This is a genomic window from Mycolicibacterium vulneris (assembly GCF_002104765.1).
In the GTDB taxonomy this organism is placed as follows: Bacteria; Actinomycetota; Actinomycetes; order Mycobacteriales; family Mycobacteriaceae; genus Mycobacterium; species Mycobacterium vulneris.
The window spans coordinates 60,281-76,650 of the sequence record NZ_NCXM01000003.1; the positions used below are offsets into that span (position 1 = coordinate 60,281).

Annotated in this window: 11 protein-coding genes and 1 pseudogene; 6 read left to right on the forward strand and 6 right to left on the reverse strand. The window is 62.4% G+C overall.

What is annotated here, in order from left to right; translation table 11 throughout:
- Positions 1 to 97: 97 nt before the first annotated feature.
- Genes B8W69_RS03605 through B8W69_RS03620 form a run of 4 tightly spaced genes read left to right on the forward strand, consistent with a single transcriptional unit; the run spans position 98 to position 6,893 of the window.
- Entirely contained in the window at positions 98 to 1,546 is a 1,449-nt protein-coding gene (locus tag B8W69_RS03605; RefSeq protein WP_085288619.1) for a DUF3375 family protein, read from the forward strand.
- Entirely contained in the window at positions 1,543 to 2,289 is a 747-nt protein-coding gene (locus B8W69_RS03610; RefSeq protein WP_085288620.1) for a DUF4194 domain-containing protein, read from the forward strand. The genes B8W69_RS03605 and B8W69_RS03610 overlap by 4 nt, the downstream gene beginning before the upstream one ends.
- Complete coding sequence (locus B8W69_RS03615; RefSeq protein WP_085288621.1) at positions 2,279 to 5,656, forward strand: ATP-binding protein; 3,378 nt, start codon at positions 2,279 to 2,281, stop codon at positions 5,654 to 5,656. Before B8W69_RS03610 ends, B8W69_RS03615 begins: the two co-directional genes overlap by 11 nt.
- 10 nt (positions 5,657 to 5,666) lie before the next feature.
- Positions 5,667 to 6,893 (forward strand): Wadjet anti-phage system protein JetD domain-containing protein, encoded by a 1,227-nt coding sequence (locus B8W69_RS03620; RefSeq protein ID WP_245843112.1) that lies wholly within the window; start codon positions 5,667 to 5,669, stop codon positions 6,891 to 6,893.
- A gap of 457 nt (positions 6,894 to 7,350) precedes the next feature.
- Here the strand turns inward: B8W69_RS03620 and B8W69_RS03625 are convergent, their stop codons facing one another.
- Both B8W69_RS03625 and B8W69_RS03630 read right to left on the reverse strand, forming a co-directional pair.
- Positions 7,351 to 7,548, reverse strand: coding sequence for a hypothetical protein (locus B8W69_RS03625; protein ID WP_085288623.1), 198 nt, complete (start codon positions 7,546 to 7,548; stop codon positions 7,351 to 7,353).
- A 472-nt stretch (positions 7,549 to 8,020) separates the two neighbouring features.
- Positions 8,021 to 8,572 carry an NAD-dependent epimerase/dehydratase family protein gene (locus tag B8W69_RS03630; protein ID WP_245843091.1) on the reverse strand — a complete coding sequence of 184 codons (552 nt, stop codon included), beginning with the start codon at positions 8,570 to 8,572 and terminating at the stop codon, positions 8,021 to 8,023.
- A 96-nt stretch (positions 8,573 to 8,668) separates the two neighbouring features.
- Between B8W69_RS03630 and B8W69_RS03635 the strand changes: the two genes are divergently transcribed.
- Positions 8,669 to 9,499 carry a GGDEF domain-containing protein gene (locus tag B8W69_RS03635; protein WP_133057967.1) on the forward strand — a complete coding sequence of 277 codons (831 nt, stop codon included), beginning with the start codon at positions 8,669 to 8,671 and terminating at the stop codon, positions 9,497 to 9,499.
- A gap of 1,299 nt (positions 9,500 to 10,798) precedes the next feature.
- On the opposite strand, the gene B8W69_RS03640 is transcribed toward B8W69_RS03635, so the two are convergent.
- From B8W69_RS03640 to B8W69_RS03655, 4 genes and pseudogenes are all read right to left on the reverse strand, one after another.
- A complete protein-coding gene (locus tag B8W69_RS03640) occupies positions 10,799 to 11,704 on the reverse strand; it encodes an alpha/beta hydrolase-fold protein (protein WP_085288625.1) in 906 nt (301 codons plus the stop codon).
- A gap of 169 nt (positions 11,705 to 11,873) precedes the next feature.
- Positions 11,874 to 12,878, reverse strand: a pseudogene (locus B8W69_RS03645) (lytic transglycosylase domain-containing protein); the annotation flags it as partial.
- Positions 12,879 to 13,007: 129 nt separating this feature from the next.
- Positions 13,008 to 14,090 (reverse strand): ABC transporter ATP-binding protein, encoded by a 1,083-nt coding sequence (locus tag B8W69_RS03650; RefSeq protein WP_085288791.1) that lies wholly within the window; start codon positions 14,088 to 14,090, stop codon positions 13,008 to 13,010.
- A 259-nt stretch (positions 14,091 to 14,349) separates the two neighbouring features.
- Positions 14,350 to 15,120, reverse strand: coding sequence for a FadR/GntR family transcriptional regulator (locus B8W69_RS03655; RefSeq protein WP_085288626.1), 771 nt, complete (start codon positions 15,118 to 15,120; stop codon positions 14,350 to 14,352).
- A 94-nt stretch (positions 15,121 to 15,214) separates the two neighbouring features.
- On the opposite strand from B8W69_RS03655, the gene B8W69_RS03660 reads away from it, so the two are divergent.
- A complete protein-coding gene (locus B8W69_RS03660) occupies positions 15,215 to 16,294 on the forward strand; it encodes an acyl-CoA dehydrogenase family protein (protein ID WP_085288627.1) in 1,080 nt (359 codons plus the stop codon).
- The last annotated feature ends 76 nt before the right edge of the window (positions 16,295 to 16,370 follow it).

The following is a 16,370-nucleotide window of genomic DNA, read 5'->3' on the forward strand; positions in this document are numbered from 1 at the left end:
GGTTCATCCTGCCGCGCGATCCGCATTTCGTGACACTGGCTGTCAGCGGGACCGGGATAATGGTGGACGCACACGGACCGAGACGGGGAGGCGGCCAATGAGTGGCTCCGGGGTCGGTGAGCTGTTCACGTCGAATGAGTCGCTGCAGGATGCGCCGGCGGTGCGGCTGTTCGCCGCCAAGAATTTGGCTTCCTACGTGACGTTGATGGAACGGCACCTGGATGGCAGCGCGAAAATCACTGAGGCAGAACTTGTCTCGCGTATCGAGCAGGATTTAGCCGAGGTGGGGCTGCCGGATCAGACTGGCTTGGGGCTGATCAAATGGTGGGCCAGTTCAGGGTGGTTGAACCGGGTCTCCGATGGCACTGGTCAGGCCGCGCAGAACGTGTGCTCCCTGACTGAGGATGCCCGAAGCGTGCTGGCGTTTCTGCGGCGGCAGCGGCGCGCGGACAGCGTGGCAACCGGTGGGTCGATGGTCAGTATTGCCAGTGGTCTCAAGCGGATCGCCTCGCAGCTCGACGGCGATCCCGAACGGATCCGCATCGACCTCGAGGAGCAGATCGAGGCGCTCTACCGCCAGCTCGAGGACCTCGCCGAGGGGCGGCGACCCCAGCCCAATCTGGTCGACCTCGCCGATGAAGGACGGGCGATTGCCTATCAGATGGAGCAGATCATTACCGATATCGTGCGTTACGGCGGGATGCAGAACGAGATCACCACGGCGTTGATCGAAGGTCCCGAGGATTCCGACACCGCGTTTCGGGACCGGTCGCGGCGGCTGTTCACTGACTACGAGGCGCTGTTCGATTCCCGGGAGAGGGCTTCCTACACCGCTTTCACCCGGATGGTGCAAGACCCGGATCAGCGGGCCCGGTTGCGCTCGGATATCACCACCGTCGTTGAATCGCTGCCCGACCTTGACGCCAGTCTGCGCGAGGTCATGGTGCAGTTCTTCCCTCGGGTCGCCGAGCAGATCGGTGAGGTGATCCGGATCGAGCAACGCTGCGCGCTGCGGATCAAACGGTTTTTTGCGGCCGGCACCGCCGAGCAGGCACGCGGGTTGGCTCGCCAGATCAATGAAGCCATCGGTGTGGGGCATGCGTTGTTGAGGCAGTCGGTGGTCGACTCCCCTACCCGAGCGGAGTTGCCGATCGGGCGTTCAGCGTTGACCAGTGTGGGTGCGATCGCTTTCGATATTCAGGATCCCTCGCCGCCGCGCCCGGCGCGGCAGGCCGAAGCCACCGCTGACCTGAGCGGGTTCACCGGTCTGGCCAGCCAGGTCGACATTCCGCAACTGACTGAACTGGTGAACACCGCCGTGCAGGCGGGGCCGGTGTCGTTGCCGGAGATGATCGGCATGGTTGATGCACCGTACCTCGGTGATGTGGTGGTGTTGTGGGCGTTGGCGGTGCGCCAAGACCCCGACGCCGCGGCCTCGGCGGCAGCGTCGCGGGTGCGGTTCCGATCGCGCGACGGGGTCGACCGGGAAATTGAGGTGCCGGCGTTGATGTTTCGTGACCGAGCGGCCAGCGCAGGCGGGCTATGAGCACGCATCTGGACAATTTCAACTTCGACGACCTGCCCGACGTCGACGTCGATGCCTCGGTTGCCGATGCGGTTCGGGTGCCACGCTTTGACGGCGACGTCAGCGAATTGTCCAACCAGGCGTGCTGGGCGTTGCAAAACCTGCTGACCCGCCGCTACTTGACCAAGCAGGACTCCCCTGAGCGGTGGGCGTGGCTGCTGGAGCACCGCAAAGTGCTGGCGTCACGGTTGTGTGAGCTTGATCTGCGGCTACGGATCCACGACGACCTCGAGGTCGCCTACGCCGAACCGGCTTTGCTAGACAGCCCAAATCAGCACAGCCGCAGGGTGTTACGCCGCGAACCGATGGGCACCTATGCCTCAATCGTGGCGTTGCATTTGGCCAAGATCATGCGCACCTCACACGACGAGCATGTGCTGATCAGCAAGGCCGACATCCACGACCTTTTCGCCAACGTCAGGCATAGGGTCGATCGCGACGAAGCCATGCTGCGCAACCGCATCGACGAGGCCATCACCAAGCTGGTCAAAACGCAGATCTTGCTGCGCACCCGCGACGACGACGACACCTACGCCACCAGCCCGGTGATCCTGGCGATCATGACCGGACAGATGGTCGACGAACTCAGCAAGGAATTCGAGCAGCTACTTACCCGCGGCGCTGATCGCGACGCCGCCGAGACCGCAGCCGACGATGAGGGCACGCTGATCGACGACGGGGAGGGCCGCGACGATGACGACTAGCTCGCCGGCGCGGCAGGTGTGGCTGTCTCGGCTGCAGGTCATCAACTGGGGTGTGTTCGACGGCTATCACGACCTGCACCTCAGCCGCAACGGCACGTTGATCACCGGCGCCTCGGGAAGCGGGAAATCCTCACTGCTGGACGCGGTCTCGCTGGCATTCCTGGCGGCGTCGCGGCGGAACTTCAACGCCTCAAGCGACAGCACCGCGGCCGGATCCAACCTAGGTAAGCGCACCGTCGACAAATACATTCGCGGACTGTGGGGTGAGCGCCAGGAGGCCGGCGAACGCGCCAAGCCGATGTATCTGCGTGGCAGCGGGCCGGCCTGGTCAGCGGTGGCGATCACCTACACCGGCAGCGACGACACCGTCATCACCGGGCTGGTCCTGAAATGGCTGGCCGCGGGTGCCGACACCGACGCCTCAAGCTCTTATCACCTGATCAACGCCGACGCCGACATCCTCGAACTGTGTAACACGTGGCGCGACAAGAACTACGCCCGCAGCGTGTTCGAATCGGCCGGCTGGCGCGGCAAGCGCGATAACGAACGCTGGTACCTCGACCAGCTGTACACCAGGATCGGCATCCACGGCTCGACGGCCGCCCTGCAGCTGCTGGGCAAGGCTAAATCGCTGAAAAGCGTGGGCGGGCTGGAGCAGTTCGTCCGCGACTACATGCTCGACACCCCGGAGAGCATCACCGGGATCCGTGATGCGGTCGAAGCGATCACCCCGCTGGTCGATGCCCGTAAAGCGTTAGGGGTGGCGCAGTCCAAACGTCGGGTCCTTGGCGACATCGAGATCATCCACGACCGCTACGTGACCGAGTCCGCGCAGTTGGCCAGCATTGGCATCGTCGACAAACAGATGGTGCATGACTGGGTCGACGAGCTGCGCCTGGCCGCCATCGGACCCGAGGTCAGCGTGCTGGACGCCGACATCGAGCAGATCGGCGCCGAGCGCGATGAGTTGAATTCGAAAAACAGGGTGCTGGTCCGCACCCGTGACGAACTCACCGCCCGCATCGCAAAGGCTGGGTCAGGTTTGTCAACGCTGCGCCACGAACTCGCGGTGGCCGAAGACCGCGCCGACACGACTTCGCGGCGCCGCCATGACTACGACACCCAGATCTTCGACCTGGGTTGGGCCGCGCCCCAGGTGCAGTCCGCCGACGATTTCGACACCATGCGCGCCATGGCGCAGACCGAAATCGTGCGGATCGCCGAGGAGCTCAAGGCGCTGCGGGAACGGCTGGCCAACGAGGAGGGTCCGCGACGTGTAGCAGCGCGTGACCAGATGACGGCCGCCCGCGAGGAACTCGCCCGCGTTGAGCGGCTCGGCACATCGGTACCGGCCAACGAAGACCGCATCCGCGGAGAGATCGCGGCGGCGCTCGGCGCCCCGGCCAAGCAGTTGCGGTATGTGTGCGAGCTGCTCGACCTTAAGGCTGAATACACGCCATGGCGCACCGCTGTTGAAAAAGTCTTGCGGACAACAGGTCTGGTGTTGCTGGTGCCCGACCGCTACCACCGTGAGGTGCTGCGCTATGTCAACGACCACCACATGCGGGGCCTGGTCCGCCTCGAGCACGTTCCCGCTGGCGGGATCGCGCCGATCGCGCCGCAGTCGGGCACGTTGGCTGAATGCCTCGGGCTGACGGATGCGAAGCATGAAAGCGCCGGCACAGCAACGCGACTGATTGCCAAGGTCGGTGACTATGTGCGCGTCAGCGGGACCGACGAATTCCCCCACCACAGGCGTGCGATTACCGTCGAGGGTCTCTACAAGGAAAGCGAGACTCGCTCGGTCAAAGACGACCGCGCCACATTGTCAGCCTCGCAATACATTTATCAAGGCGACATCGCCGCCAAGATTACCGCGCTGCGAATCGAACTCGAGGACGCCACCGCCGACTTCGAGGCCAGCGACGCCGCGATGACCGAGCTGCATAACACAATTGAGTCGCTGTCGATCGGCAGGGACCGGTGGAACACCCTGCACGTGAGTTTCACCATGTTCAGCGACATCGACACCGACGGCGCCGACACCGAGGTTCGCCGGCTCCAAGAACAACTCGAAGCCCTCGAGGCCGCCAATCCCGACCTGGCCAAACTCGAGAATCAGGCCGAAGATCTACTTGATCAGAGCAGCGCGCTGACCGGACGGATCAGCATCCTGACCGAACGCGAAACAGCCAGCGACGATCGCCGCACCAAGCTGCTGGATCTGCAGGAGACACTCAAACCCGGCGTGGTCGGGCCGAGCGCGCGCGCCGCGCTGGAGATCTATCGGGGGCAACTGTCGATCCCCCTTGAGATCCTGGCGCCCGCCCCTTACAAGGCTGAACTCGTCCGGGCGATCGAGAAAGACCAAGGCACGCTGCAAGATTCAGTTAATCGATTGACCAACGAGTTGAAACGGATCATCAGCAACTTCGATGCACAGTTCGAAGATGCGATCCCCAACAACAGCGACGATCTCGACGAAAAGATCCACGACTACGTTGCGTTGTGCCGGCGCATCGATGACCGCGAACTGCCCCAGGCCCACGACCGTATGCTGCGGCTGATCACCGAACAAGCGCCCATGGCAGCGCTGCACCTCTACCAGAAAGCCGAAGAGGAAGCCCAACACATCGAGGAGCAGATCGCTCGGGTGAACCGCGGCTTGGGATCGGTGGAATTTAACCGCGGCACGCGGCTGTCGCTGCACGCCGACCCCAAGAAGCTGACTGCAGTCACAGATCTGCACGAACGGGCCCGGCGGATCTCGGGGCGCTCGCTGGCGGTGTCGATGCGCGATGAGAAGGCCACCCACGATCAGTACCGCGACATTCTGGAGCTGCGGAACCTGCTGGCCTCCGACAGCGCTGAGGCCCGTCAGTGGACGCGCGACGCCCTCGATGTACGGAACCGCTTCACCCTGTATTGCGCCGAAACCGACTCCACGACAGGTGCACTGATCCGCACCTACAGTAATGCCGGCGCCAACTCGGGTGGTGAGCAGGAAAAGCTGATGGCGTTTTGCCTGGCCGGGGCGTTAAGTTTCAACCTGGCCGATCCTTCCACGGGCGATAACCGGCCGGTGTTTTCACAGCTGATGCTCGACGAGGCGTTCTCGAAATCAGACCCGGTGTTCGCCGATCAGGCGCTCTCGGCATTCCGTAAGTTCGGGTTCCAACTGTTGATCGTGGCGACCGTGCAAAACACCACCACCATCCAGCCCTACATCGACAGCGTGGTCATGGTGTCCAAGCGCGATACCCCCGGCACCGAACCGATCGCCTCCACCCGCACCGTGACCGTGCGGGAATTCGCCGAGATCAGCCACGAGCTTGCCGGCACACCGGCAGCCGCCACGGTGCGGTGATGCCGCGGTGATGTTGTCGGTGGAGGCCGCGATCGGTGAGCTGCGCCGGCGTTGCGCCGACTTATGGCTGCACTGGGCACTCGGGCAAGACGGTCCGTGGCCGCTCAAGCTGAACCTGAAGGCCCCCCAGGGCACGCTGTTCGACGACCACGTCATCGCCGCCACTGCCTGGGCCGGCTCCTGGCGCTCAGCCATCGACGAGCAGCGAATACCCGGCCGCATCGTCACTGCCGCGCGCCGCGCCCGCCGGCTGGGCACCCACGCGCTTCCCATCACATGGGTGATCGATGACCTTGACTCCGCGCTCTCGGTCGCCGACCCTGACATCGTTGCCTCGTATGAGCTGGCTGCCGACCGATTCGCGCAGGCCTTGGCCACACCGGAAGTCGCGTGGAATCTGCTGAGCGACATCCCTTTTAAGTCCGGCAAGACCATCGCTGGCCTTGACGACGATGAGTGGGCGACCGCGCTCACCGCGGCGACCCACCTCGTTGCGGTCGGGCCTGGTGATGCGACCGTGCTTCGCCAGATCCGCATACCTGGCGTGCACAGCAAATGGATCGAACAGAACGCGACCTTGCTGTGCGCGATGCTAGGCACCGACTCCGAGGGGGCTGATCCACTGACGCGGCTCATCGCCCGACTGGGGCTTGACGCCAAGCAGACGCGCCTTCAAGTGACGTTGGCCTGCCCGAGGCTACGCGCTCACGCCGCGGGGCTGCGGCGCTTTCAGACGACCATCCCCATCCTCAACGACACCGTGCTGGCGCCGGCGATCATCCTGATTGTCGAAAACGAAGCTCCCGGTCAAACACTCGACCTCGATCTCGGCGGGGTTGCGGTGATCGGCGGCCTCGGTAAGGCCGCGCCAATCTTGGCCCAGCTAAACTGGATTCATACTGCAGAGCGGCTTGTGTATTGGGGTGACATAGACCGCGCCGGGCTTGCGATACTGGCGTCGGTGCGACAGGCCGGGCTGTCGGTGTCCAGCATCCTGATGGACGAGACGGTCCTCGACGCGCATCGCGGTGCCTGGCACACTACCGGCACCCAGCAGGCCACAGACACGATCCCCGCCGAACTCACTGATAACGAGGCTGCGCTATATCAGCGGCTCAACGCCTACCACGGTGAACATGGTCGCGAACTGCAGCTCGAACAGGAGCATCTGCCGAAATCAATGGTAGACAACGTGATCCAGGAATCGACAGTGGCTTCAGCAGATCTGCCCACATAGCGCCGCGGCAGCGTAGGACACGACGACGGGCGCTTTTGGCACCACCTGCATGTTGACCGGCATTCAACATCAACCCCCGCCGTGGCTACAATCTTCGCTGCATCTCTACCAAAAGCTTTTCGTGGGCCAGATAATCCTCAGTTGCGTCAACCGCGAGATGTGAAGTTGCTTGCGACGCTCGCAGTCTTGGCCGGAATTGCTAAGCCGGCGTTGCACGACTGACGGCCAATCATGCTGATGTAACAAAATCGAAATGACCGGTAGGACAACGTACTTGGACGAACCTACACCTCCTACGAGCCGAACTATTGTCGAGATGCAACGAAGATTGACAAGACACGCCTGTCTACTTTGACGAAACTTCGCCGTGTCGCGGTGGCCTGCTAATCTTCGTTGCAAAAGCGCAGGTCAGCGATAATCATCAGGACAGTGCAGAAGGATGTTCCGTGCCGCCTGCCTACCGGTCGAATCGGTGATGCCACGTCTGCGGGCGGTAATCCCCCACATCCATATCGGCGTTCTTCTGATCGTCGGGGTTCTCGATCCCATCCAGTTCGGGCATCCATAGCATCTCGATGTCGATATCACCAGCAAGTGCCGCAGAGACTTCGTGCCAGTCGTAATCTGGCCCATCGTCGGTGTCATCGTCAGGCATCTGTTCACTGGTATCCCACTCCGTTCCGTTTGGAATTTTTTTCAATTGCTTTCGCAGTGAACCAGTTTCGTTGATGTGATTCCTCGCCGACGTTACCCACCCACCCCGGCATGCAATGTAGATCAGTGCTTCTTCTGCGGGAGTCTGGGGACTCTAAGACCTCCCGGTACGAGTCGCCACCACCAGTCGAGAGCAAGACTCGCGCATCGCAACCCACCAACTCCGAGGCTGGGGGGCGCACCAACACCGGAAAATCTGCTATGAAGTCGTCGTCTTGCGCCCCCTTTGCCGGCGGGCATGACATCGCGTCACAACATCGCGAACATTGGCCTCCGACTGACCATGCCGCAGCCGATTAGTCGTTGAGGATCTCGGTAATCCCTTCTCGGTAGGTGGTGACGTCGAAGTCGGGGAATCGGCTGGCTAACTTGGTGGAGTCGAAGATGTTGTCGTCGCGGTAGCGAGGCAGCAATTAGGAGGCTTCCTTGACCGCGGGGTTGAACCATCCGCCGATCTTGAACACAACCTCGGGGACCGTCGTATAGCGGATGTCGCGCATCGTGACCTCTGAGGAAATGTCGAGCATCTGTGCGTAGGTGAGTCGTTCCGGATCGGTTGGTAGGTGCCAGGTTTGGCCGTAAGCGTCGGGCGTGTTACCGATCAATCCCATGCCGCGGCTGGCGTCGGGGGTCCAGATCAGGGTTCTTTTTGTGTGAGCGTTGACCGGGATCATTGGTCGTTTGCCTTGTTTGATCCGGTCGAAGATAGCGGAGTTGGTAAGGCTCTTGGTTTTGCCGGGTCCATAGAATTCTGGCGCCCGGCAGATGACGGCTTCGATGGTGCTGGCGTGCATCTCTAAGAGCAACATCTCCGCGATGTGCGCGCGCACGGCCGCTTTGCGGCTGACTGGTTCAAACGCGGTGTCTTCGACCTGCGGTGCGGAGGTCCGCGGGTACATGTAGGTGTTGTCGAAGAAGACCAGCTTGGTGTCGTGTTTCTGGCACGCAGCGATGGTGTTGGCCATCATTACTGGGAATTGGTGCTCCCACAGCGTCGAGTCGATGGGCAGCCCGACGGTCAGGTAGGCGATGTCACTGCCCGCGTTCCGGTGGTCTCAACCTTGAACTCCCATCAACTGGCGGCCTTGTCCGGGCTCAACCTGCTGATCCTGGTGTCGGTATACATCAAGTTCTTCGACGGACCGAAACTGCTTGCCACGCACACCGTTTGGTCGCTCGGATGGGTGCTGGTGTTCTCCTACCGCATCGCGACCGGCGCACACGCAGACCCCTACCTGGCGACAGCAAAGGCGCTCGCGGGCATCGCGGTGTGGGTGGCGACACCGATAGCCGTGCACTTCGGTATCTGGGTCCTGCGCGGCGGCGCCGACTCGGCGATGACAGATGAACTGACCGGACTGCTCAACCGCCGCGGTCTGCACCTGCTGCTCAACGGCTTGGTCGCCGGCAATCCCGCCCACAATGCCCCCGCTGACACCACGGTGATGATCATGGTGATCGATCTCGACCGATTCAAAGAAATCAACGATACGTACGGGCATGTCGTGGGTGACGACGTGCTTATCCGCACCGCCCGCAGAATCAAGGCGGCGATGCGAAATCCCGCCCTGATTGCCCGGATCGGGGGTCAAGAATTCGTCGTGATTGACGTCGTCGCACCGCACCACGTGACACTAATTGCCGAACGCGTACGCAGCGTCATCGCTGCGCCCGCCGATCACGCCCACGTAACAGCCAGCATCGGCGTCACCACGGTATCCCGAGAACAACTCACCAACCCGCTACACGACACCGCCGCAAGCCTGGAGCAGGCGATCACCCGCGCCGATCACGCGATGTTCACCGTCAAACGACAGGGTGGAAACGCAACAACCATCATTGCAGACTCTTCTCCCCTGACTCCCGGATCGGGACCGCTAAACCCCGCCTGAGAACCGCGCCCGCACAGGTTGATTCAGCGGAACATTCCGGCAAGCGTGACTTATTCCTCGTCACCACCAAATGAGAATCGGGTGACATCCAGGTGACATCAGACTCGAGAAGGTGCCATCGCGCTGAGTCGATCAAGATTCACCGCTCGTCGATCGAACAGTCGACCGGCATGCCCGGAATCGCGCTCGATTCCAGAGTTCAGGGCGCCTGCAAGTTCGGTGATGCGATGCCGCACGCCGGTTCGGACGCTCAGCGCAGAAGCTGCTCGTTGCAGACGTCCAACCGCTAAATTCGGCGCTTGTGGATCAAGCGCAGGTGCGTATCTCGGGCCTACAGAATGGAGGGTCCGCTTCGCACTACGCCGTAATCGGACCATTAGTTCCGCCAGCGTGGCCTGCGCTCGTAGCGGTCGTCATGGTGCGGAACCAATCAGCTTCTCGCACGCGCAAGCGTCCTCCAGTTCGCAGAGCTGACCAATCTCAGCGTAATGAAGATCAGGCCCGAATGCTTGTCGCGTCTCACATCAGTGTGGCCATTTGGCCACGGTGTGGCCAAATGAAGCGAGATGTGGCCAATTCGTTTGAGAACTCCGCGCATCGGGTCGCTTACTCGGACCAGTAACCGAAGATCCTGTGACGAACTGTTCCATGCGCTCGGGTCTCCAACTCCTGATCAGCTGCCCAGCCAGGTTCGCACCCAAAAGCCATGGCTCCGTTGGCGCGGCCCACGGAGGGCCGCCTGCTGGCCGAGCAGGACGCAGACGTTTTGGGTGCGATTCGCCCTGCTGCTTATCCATCCCACGTATGGCGCCGCTGCTCTCGACATCTGTTCGCTAAAAAATTGGCCGACGCCCGAGCCCGGCCTGTATTAGCGGAACTGTCGGCTGGTCTGCAAATATTTTCGCTCCGCGCGGATATAGGAGGTCGTAGGGGACGGTCTTGGCGCGGACTGTGTTGTGAGTTGGGCGATCAACACTGCGCTGAGGCTTGCCGCGCCCAGAGCGTCCTTATGTGCGGCCCACCATACCTGCAGCGCCGCTGCTGCATCGACCGATAGTGAGATATTCTCTCGCGCTGCCGCTTTCACCAATTTACTGATTGCGGTGTGGGTATCTCCGCCCCCTAATGCCACATACACAGCGCATTTCTCGCTCTCGCTGAGACATTGGCTGCATGTTTCAGCGAGCGACCAGGCTAACTGGACATAGCTCATCTTTGCTCTCCTCGCAAACCTTGGGTGACAGGCGCGGACAGCACACCTGCCGCGAAAATTATTGGCGCGTGACAACAGCGGCGTAACTAACGAATGGCGGCGGCGACATCGCCGGACATGGCGCCGAGTTCCGGTCCCCAGCTCGACCAGCCATGATCTCCGGTAACCGGGAAGTCGAAGTGGCCATTCTGACCTCGAACGGTCCGATACTGCGAATAAAACGACCGGCTCGTGCCTTGGGCCTCGGCTGCTGCGCCGAGCATGGCAGCTGGGTCACTTGCTGTGTCCGTCTGGGGGCTGAACACCCATGTGCGAGTCTTGTTTTGTGCCAGAAGTGCAACGTGCACGTACGGGTCGTGCCACTTCCATCTGCCTGCCTGCGGCGGACCCCACATGGCGTTGCCGTCGACTCCGCCGAACTGCTGAAGGCCGGCGAGAATGGCGCCGTTGAAGGCGGTCTCTGACGGGTAGAGAAATCCTGACATTGAACCGGCGTACCGGAAGCGGTCGGGATGGAAAGCTGCGAGTGCCATTGCGCCGTAGCCACCTTGCGCGGCGCCGATGATGGCGTGGCCGCCTGGCGCCAGACCTTTGTTGGCGGCTAACCAATCGGGCAGTTCACTCGACAGGAAGGTCTCCCACTGCTTGCTGCCGTCATGCTCCCAGTCGGTGTACATGCTGTACGCACCACCTGCAGGTGCCGCTACCGAAATCCCTTTTCCGGCCAGCGCGTTCATGGCGTTGCCCGCGGTGACCCACGTGCTGACGTCAGGGCCGGCGTCGAAGGGGTCCAGTAAATAGACAGCGTGTGGCCCGCCAGCCATAAAGGTCACGGGTATGGCACGACCCATGGCCGCAGAGGGCACCATAAGGTTCTCCACCCCGGCCGCGTGAGCCTGTCCAACCCATCTGTGCGCATCCCCGACCACCGCTGCCCCCACCACGAGCGCCACGGCAGATAGCAATCGTAACAATGTCAGTCGTCTTCGCATGCCCGCCTCACTTGTTTCGCGGGAGCGATCCAACTCGTTCGCTCCGCACCGACGCTCCATGACCACACCATGAAATCCGAGTGCGGCGCTCGCCGCTTGCGCAGTGCTTCTGCGACGCGAAGACACCGCGCAGAGAACGCGATTCGTCGCCGATACCCACGTTGCGTCACGGCGCCTCCTGCGTCGGCAGGACGCGGGACTCGATACAAATCACCGTGCAGGCCGCAGAGTCCGGCGCCGGTGATGCGATGAGATCGATGAGCGGCGTCTGCGACAGCGGGTCGCTGGGCGGCAGGCCGTGGATATTGCGAGGCAGCCCAGGCCCGAGCCCCTCAGTTTTCTCCAGATGAAGATCACCGAGCGGTGGCGCCGGCCCGGTAACGGGAGGCAGGTCGACGGGAATTACGCCCGTGGCATAGGCCGCAGCCCAGCCCCACACATTGCGGGCGTACGACATCGAGTTGTTGTAACGCAAGATCGCGGCCATCACCTGCGACTGGTCCCGTAAGTTCATACCACCACTGCACAGATACCGGGCAGCAGCCAGCGTGGAGTCGTATAGATTTTGCGGATCGACCACGCCGTCGCCGTCGCCGTCGGCGGCGTATCGCACCCAGGTGGCAGGCAGAAACTGCATGGGTCCCATTGCCCGCGCATAACTCATTCGCCCGTCGACAATGCGTTGGGCCACAACCTCGTTGCCGGGCAGCGTGCCATCCAATGCAGGTCCATAGATCGGCCGGACCGCGTTACCGCGAGCGTCGGTGGCACCGCCGTTGCCATGCGCAGATTCGACGCGTCCGATGCCGGCCAAAAGATTCCAACTAATCCCACAGCCAGGGTTAGAAGCGGCCATCTTTTCCTCGGCATTACGGTAAGCAGACAGGGCCGTAGACGGAATGCCCAGTGCGCTTGGGGAATTCACCACCGCCGCCGGGGGTGGCACCGGCCTGTCGGCCTGTGCGATGTGAAGGCCCGACGGTGGTCGCGCGGCGGCAACCACAGACGGACCTGAAAGCTCATTTACCACGTTCGTGAAAATTGCCACCGGGGTAACAGGAGCTCGAGCTGGGGCGGGTGAGACCGCGATACCGGGACGCCCCACACCGCTGACTGCGCACGCAAGGACCAGCGGAATCAACGTTGCGACATTCAACGTCGGGTTCACCACCATGCGGATGACCTGCTTGCTCAACGCCCCGCGACGACGCTGGCTACCCTGCCAAACACTCCGAGCCTCAGGCGCCCCGGCTATGAACGACTTTTTGGCAGGTGGCTTCAGGCGGTGCAGAGCCATGTTGTCTCAGTAGCGATTTTGGGTGGGAATCGACATGGTGTCGGCGTCGTCGCGGTACCGCGCGTGGTCGCCGTAATCCGTGGCACGCTGTTGCTTGCTGCTTTCCTGCTTGTCGTTCTCGAACGACTCGAGGATGGCTTCTTGGGCGTCCTTCGGCAGCAGGTGCAGGCTTTCGCGAACCCGGGCTTGGCGGCGGGCTGCGGCCTTACGCTCCGGCATACCGGGGGTTGCGGTGATCTGCGGCGGCACACCGGTGATCTCGTCGACACCGCCGTCGTGGTGGCCGGCCTCCAAGTGGGCCTGCTCCTCGGCCATGGTCGCCTCGTCTTTTTCCTCCGACATACCGATCGGGCCGATCCGGCGACCGTTGAGGAACTGTTTGACGACTGGCTCGTCGCTGGTCAGCAGCACCTCGCGCGGTCCGAACATGACCAGCTTGCGGCGAAACAGCATGCCCATGTTGTCGGGCACCGTGCGGGCGATGTTGATGTTGTGCGTCACGATCAGGATCGTGCAGTCGATCTGGGCGTTGATGTCGATCAGCAGCTGGCTCAGGTAGGCGGTACGGACCGGGTCCAGACCGGAGTCCGGCTCGTCACACAGGATGATCTGCGGGTCGAGCACCAGCGAGCGGGCCAGCCCGGCACGCTTGCGCATACCGCCGGAGATCTCACCGGGGAACTTCTTCTCATCCCCGCCCAGACCCACCAGCTCCAGCTTCTCCATGACGATGTCACGGATCTCGCTCTCCTTCTTCTTGGTGTGCTCGCGCAGCGGGAACGCGGTGTTGTCGTAGAGGTTCATCGACCCGAACAGCGCGCCGTCCTGGAACATCACCCCGAACAGGGTGCGGATGTCGTAGAGCTCTTTGGCGGAGCACTCGGTGATGTCGGTGCCATCGACGATGATCGAGCCGCGTTCGGGGCGCAGCAGACCGATCAGCGACTTCAAGAAGACCGACTTACCGGTACCGGAGGGGCCCAGCAGCACGCTGACCTCACCCTCGGGAATGTCCATCGTGACGTCTTCCCAGATTCGCTGAGCACCGAAGGACTTCGTCAGCCCCTCAACCTGGATACCGATGCCCATGTTGCTCATCGTCGCCGACTCGACCGTGTGGATGCTTCCCTCGAAAGAGCGCACTTAGCTCTCCTCTTCGAGGCATGACCCTCGTGGACGCGGGCTTCGGGTGGCTCTGCGGGCTCGAACGCGTGTCGCCGGCACTGGCTGGCTCTGGGTCCTCATCCAAAGGCCGCATTGGCAACCAAATGCCCAAAATCAGTTTCGACCGCAGGCCAACACTGGAACGCACCAAGCGTCAAATCGGCGCTGCGATAGGGCCGCACAGCTATTCGCCGACTACGACTGCCTCGCGGTCGTTGGATTCGGCAATGGCGGTAGCGTAGCTGTGCACGTGCCACCGCATCCGCCGTGAAGCGGCCCTGGCATCGCGATCCCGGATCGCTGCGGTGATCGCGCGGTGGGCCTTCTCGGTCACAGCTCGAACTTCGGTGTCAACGAAGGCCGCATCTTTGGTGCCGGCATAAATCGCCTGCGACAAAGCGGTCATCAAGCCAATTAGGAGTTCGTTGTGACTGGCGACCGCGACACCGACATGCCAATCCAGGTTGGCCTGTAAAAACTGCTCGAGACTGGCCTCCGTGTCGGAGATCGTGTCGTTGGCCCGCTCGAGTTCAGCGAGGTCCTCGTCGTCGCGGTTGCGGGCAGCAAGTTCGGCGCAGAACGGCTCCAAAGCCTCCCTTGTCTCCATCAGGTCGACTAATTTGATGCGTCTGCCCCGGATGAGCATGCTCACCGTGCTGGCCATCGACGTCGTGGTGGGGCGCTGCACGAAGGCGCCGCCCGCACGCCCGGCTTTGACCCGAATTAAGTTTTGCACTTCGAGGATTCGCAGCGCTTCGCGCACCGTGGCCCGACTCATCTGCGTCTGTTTGACTAGGTCGCGTTCCGCCGGTAGAGCGACACCCTCGGCCAATTCTCCATTGAGGATCCGCTCGCGAAGCAGACCGGCAAGCACGTCAGGCGCCTTGGGCGCGTCGAATGGGCTAAGCGTGGTGCCGGATCGCGAGGGAGTGGTCACGGCATCCGCTGCATCCATCGCATCCCTAATGGTTTATGGTCAGACCTAAGATACCATTTATCCATTTGGCGTACCGATCTTCGGTACCCGAGGGCTGGCAGGAGAAACGCCGATGCGTTGGGAGCTCTCCAAAGAACAAGAGCTGTTCACCACCTCGCTACGCGAATGGTTGACCGATCGGGCTGGCGTGCAGGCGGTTCGGGGCTGGTTGGACGCTGGCGATCTGTCCAGCTTTGAGCGGCTGTTTGTCGGCGAAGGCTGGGCCGGCGTTGGTTTCGATGAAGAGCTCGGCGGCCAAGGCGGCGGCCTTCTGGAGCTCGCGCTCACTGCCCGGGAGCTCGGGCGCGCTGCGGTACCGTCGGCCGGCTGGCTGCAGTCGGCGATCGTCGTTCCGGCGCTCACCGACGAGCCAACTTTGGCCGTTGCCGCATCCGAGTCCGGCGAGGTGACCGCACTAGCGGTGCAGGCGGACCGCATTCCGGCCGCGGTGACCTCGGTAGACGACCGCACCGAAAGGCTGTTTGGGCAGATACCCTGCGTGCTTGGCGCCGCACGGGCGCGGCAGTTCCTGGTCCCCATAACCGATGGCGAATCAATATCGCTGTGGCTGGTGGATGGCGCTGATCCGGGTGTACGGATTCACCCCCGGTCGCTGCTGGACCGTTCCAGGGATGTGGCTGATGTCGTGCTTGATGACGTCACGGCACGCCGCCTCGAGCTCGACGCGGCCGCAACGATAAACGAAATCGCGGCGCGGGCGGGGGTTCTGGTTGCAGCCGACGCGTTGGGCGCATCGGAACGTATGCTCCAACTCGCCGTCGATTACAGCAAACAACGTGAGCAGTTCGGTCGGCCGATCGGATCATTCCAGGCGGTCAAGCATGCCGCCGCCCAGATGCTGGTCACCGTGGAGTCCTCGTTATCGATTGTGTTCTACGCGGCACAATCTGCCGAAGAAGGTTTACCTGAAAGAGCGACCCATGCGGCGGTCGCCAAGGCGCAGGTCACCGGTGCGGGAGCTGCGCTCGCCGACAGCGCGCTGACCCTTCATGGCGCGATCGGCTACACCTGGGAGCACGATCTGCACCTCTTTTACAAGCGGGCCAAGCTCGACCGCGTGCTGTTCGGCACGCCGACTGCGTGGAACGAGCGGATCGCGGATGCGCTGCCGCTAATCCCCGCCTCGGCATGACCTCCGGCGGTTGAGCGAGACCGCAGGAGGTGACCTATCTTTTTGGTCTGTCCATTAGTATCATTGATCCTTAGGG

Excerpts from the sequence above, each read along its gene's own strand:
- B8W69_RS03625 (WP_085288623.1), bottom strand. The coding sequence starts at position 7,548 with ATGCCTGACGATGACACCGACGATGGGCCAGATTACGACTGGCACGAA.
- B8W69_RS03640 (WP_085288625.1), bottom strand. The coding sequence starts at position 11,704 with ATGCGAAGACGACTGACATTGTTACGATTGCTATCTGCCGTGGCGCTC.
- B8W69_RS03615 (WP_085288621.1), top strand. The coding sequence starts at position 2,279 with ATGACGACTAGCTCGCCGGCGCGGCAGGTGTGGCTGTCTCGGCTGCAG.
- B8W69_RS03620 (WP_245843112.1), top strand. The coding sequence starts at position 5,667 with ATGTTGTCGGTGGAGGCCGCGATCGGTGAGCTGCGCCGGCGTTGCGCC.
- B8W69_RS03660 (WP_085288627.1), top strand. The coding sequence starts at position 15,215 with ATGCGTTGGGAGCTCTCCAAAGAACAAGAGCTGTTCACCACCTCGCTA.
- B8W69_RS03655 (WP_085288626.1), bottom strand. The coding sequence starts at position 15,120 with ATGGATGCAGCGGATGCCGTGACCACTCCCTCGCGATCCGGCACCACG.
- B8W69_RS03650 (WP_085288791.1), bottom strand. The coding sequence starts at position 14,090 with ATGGGCATCGGTATCCAGGTTGAGGGGCTGACGAAGTCCTTCGGTGCT.
- B8W69_RS03630 (WP_245843091.1), bottom strand. The coding sequence starts at position 8,572 with ATGGCCAACACCATCGCTGCGTGCCAGAAACACGACACCAAGCTGGTC.
- B8W69_RS03605 (WP_085288619.1), top strand. The coding sequence starts at position 98 with ATGAGTGGCTCCGGGGTCGGTGAGCTGTTCACGTCGAATGAGTCGCTG.
- B8W69_RS03610 (WP_085288620.1), top strand. The coding sequence starts at position 1,543 with ATGAGCACGCATCTGGACAATTTCAACTTCGACGACCTGCCCGACGTC.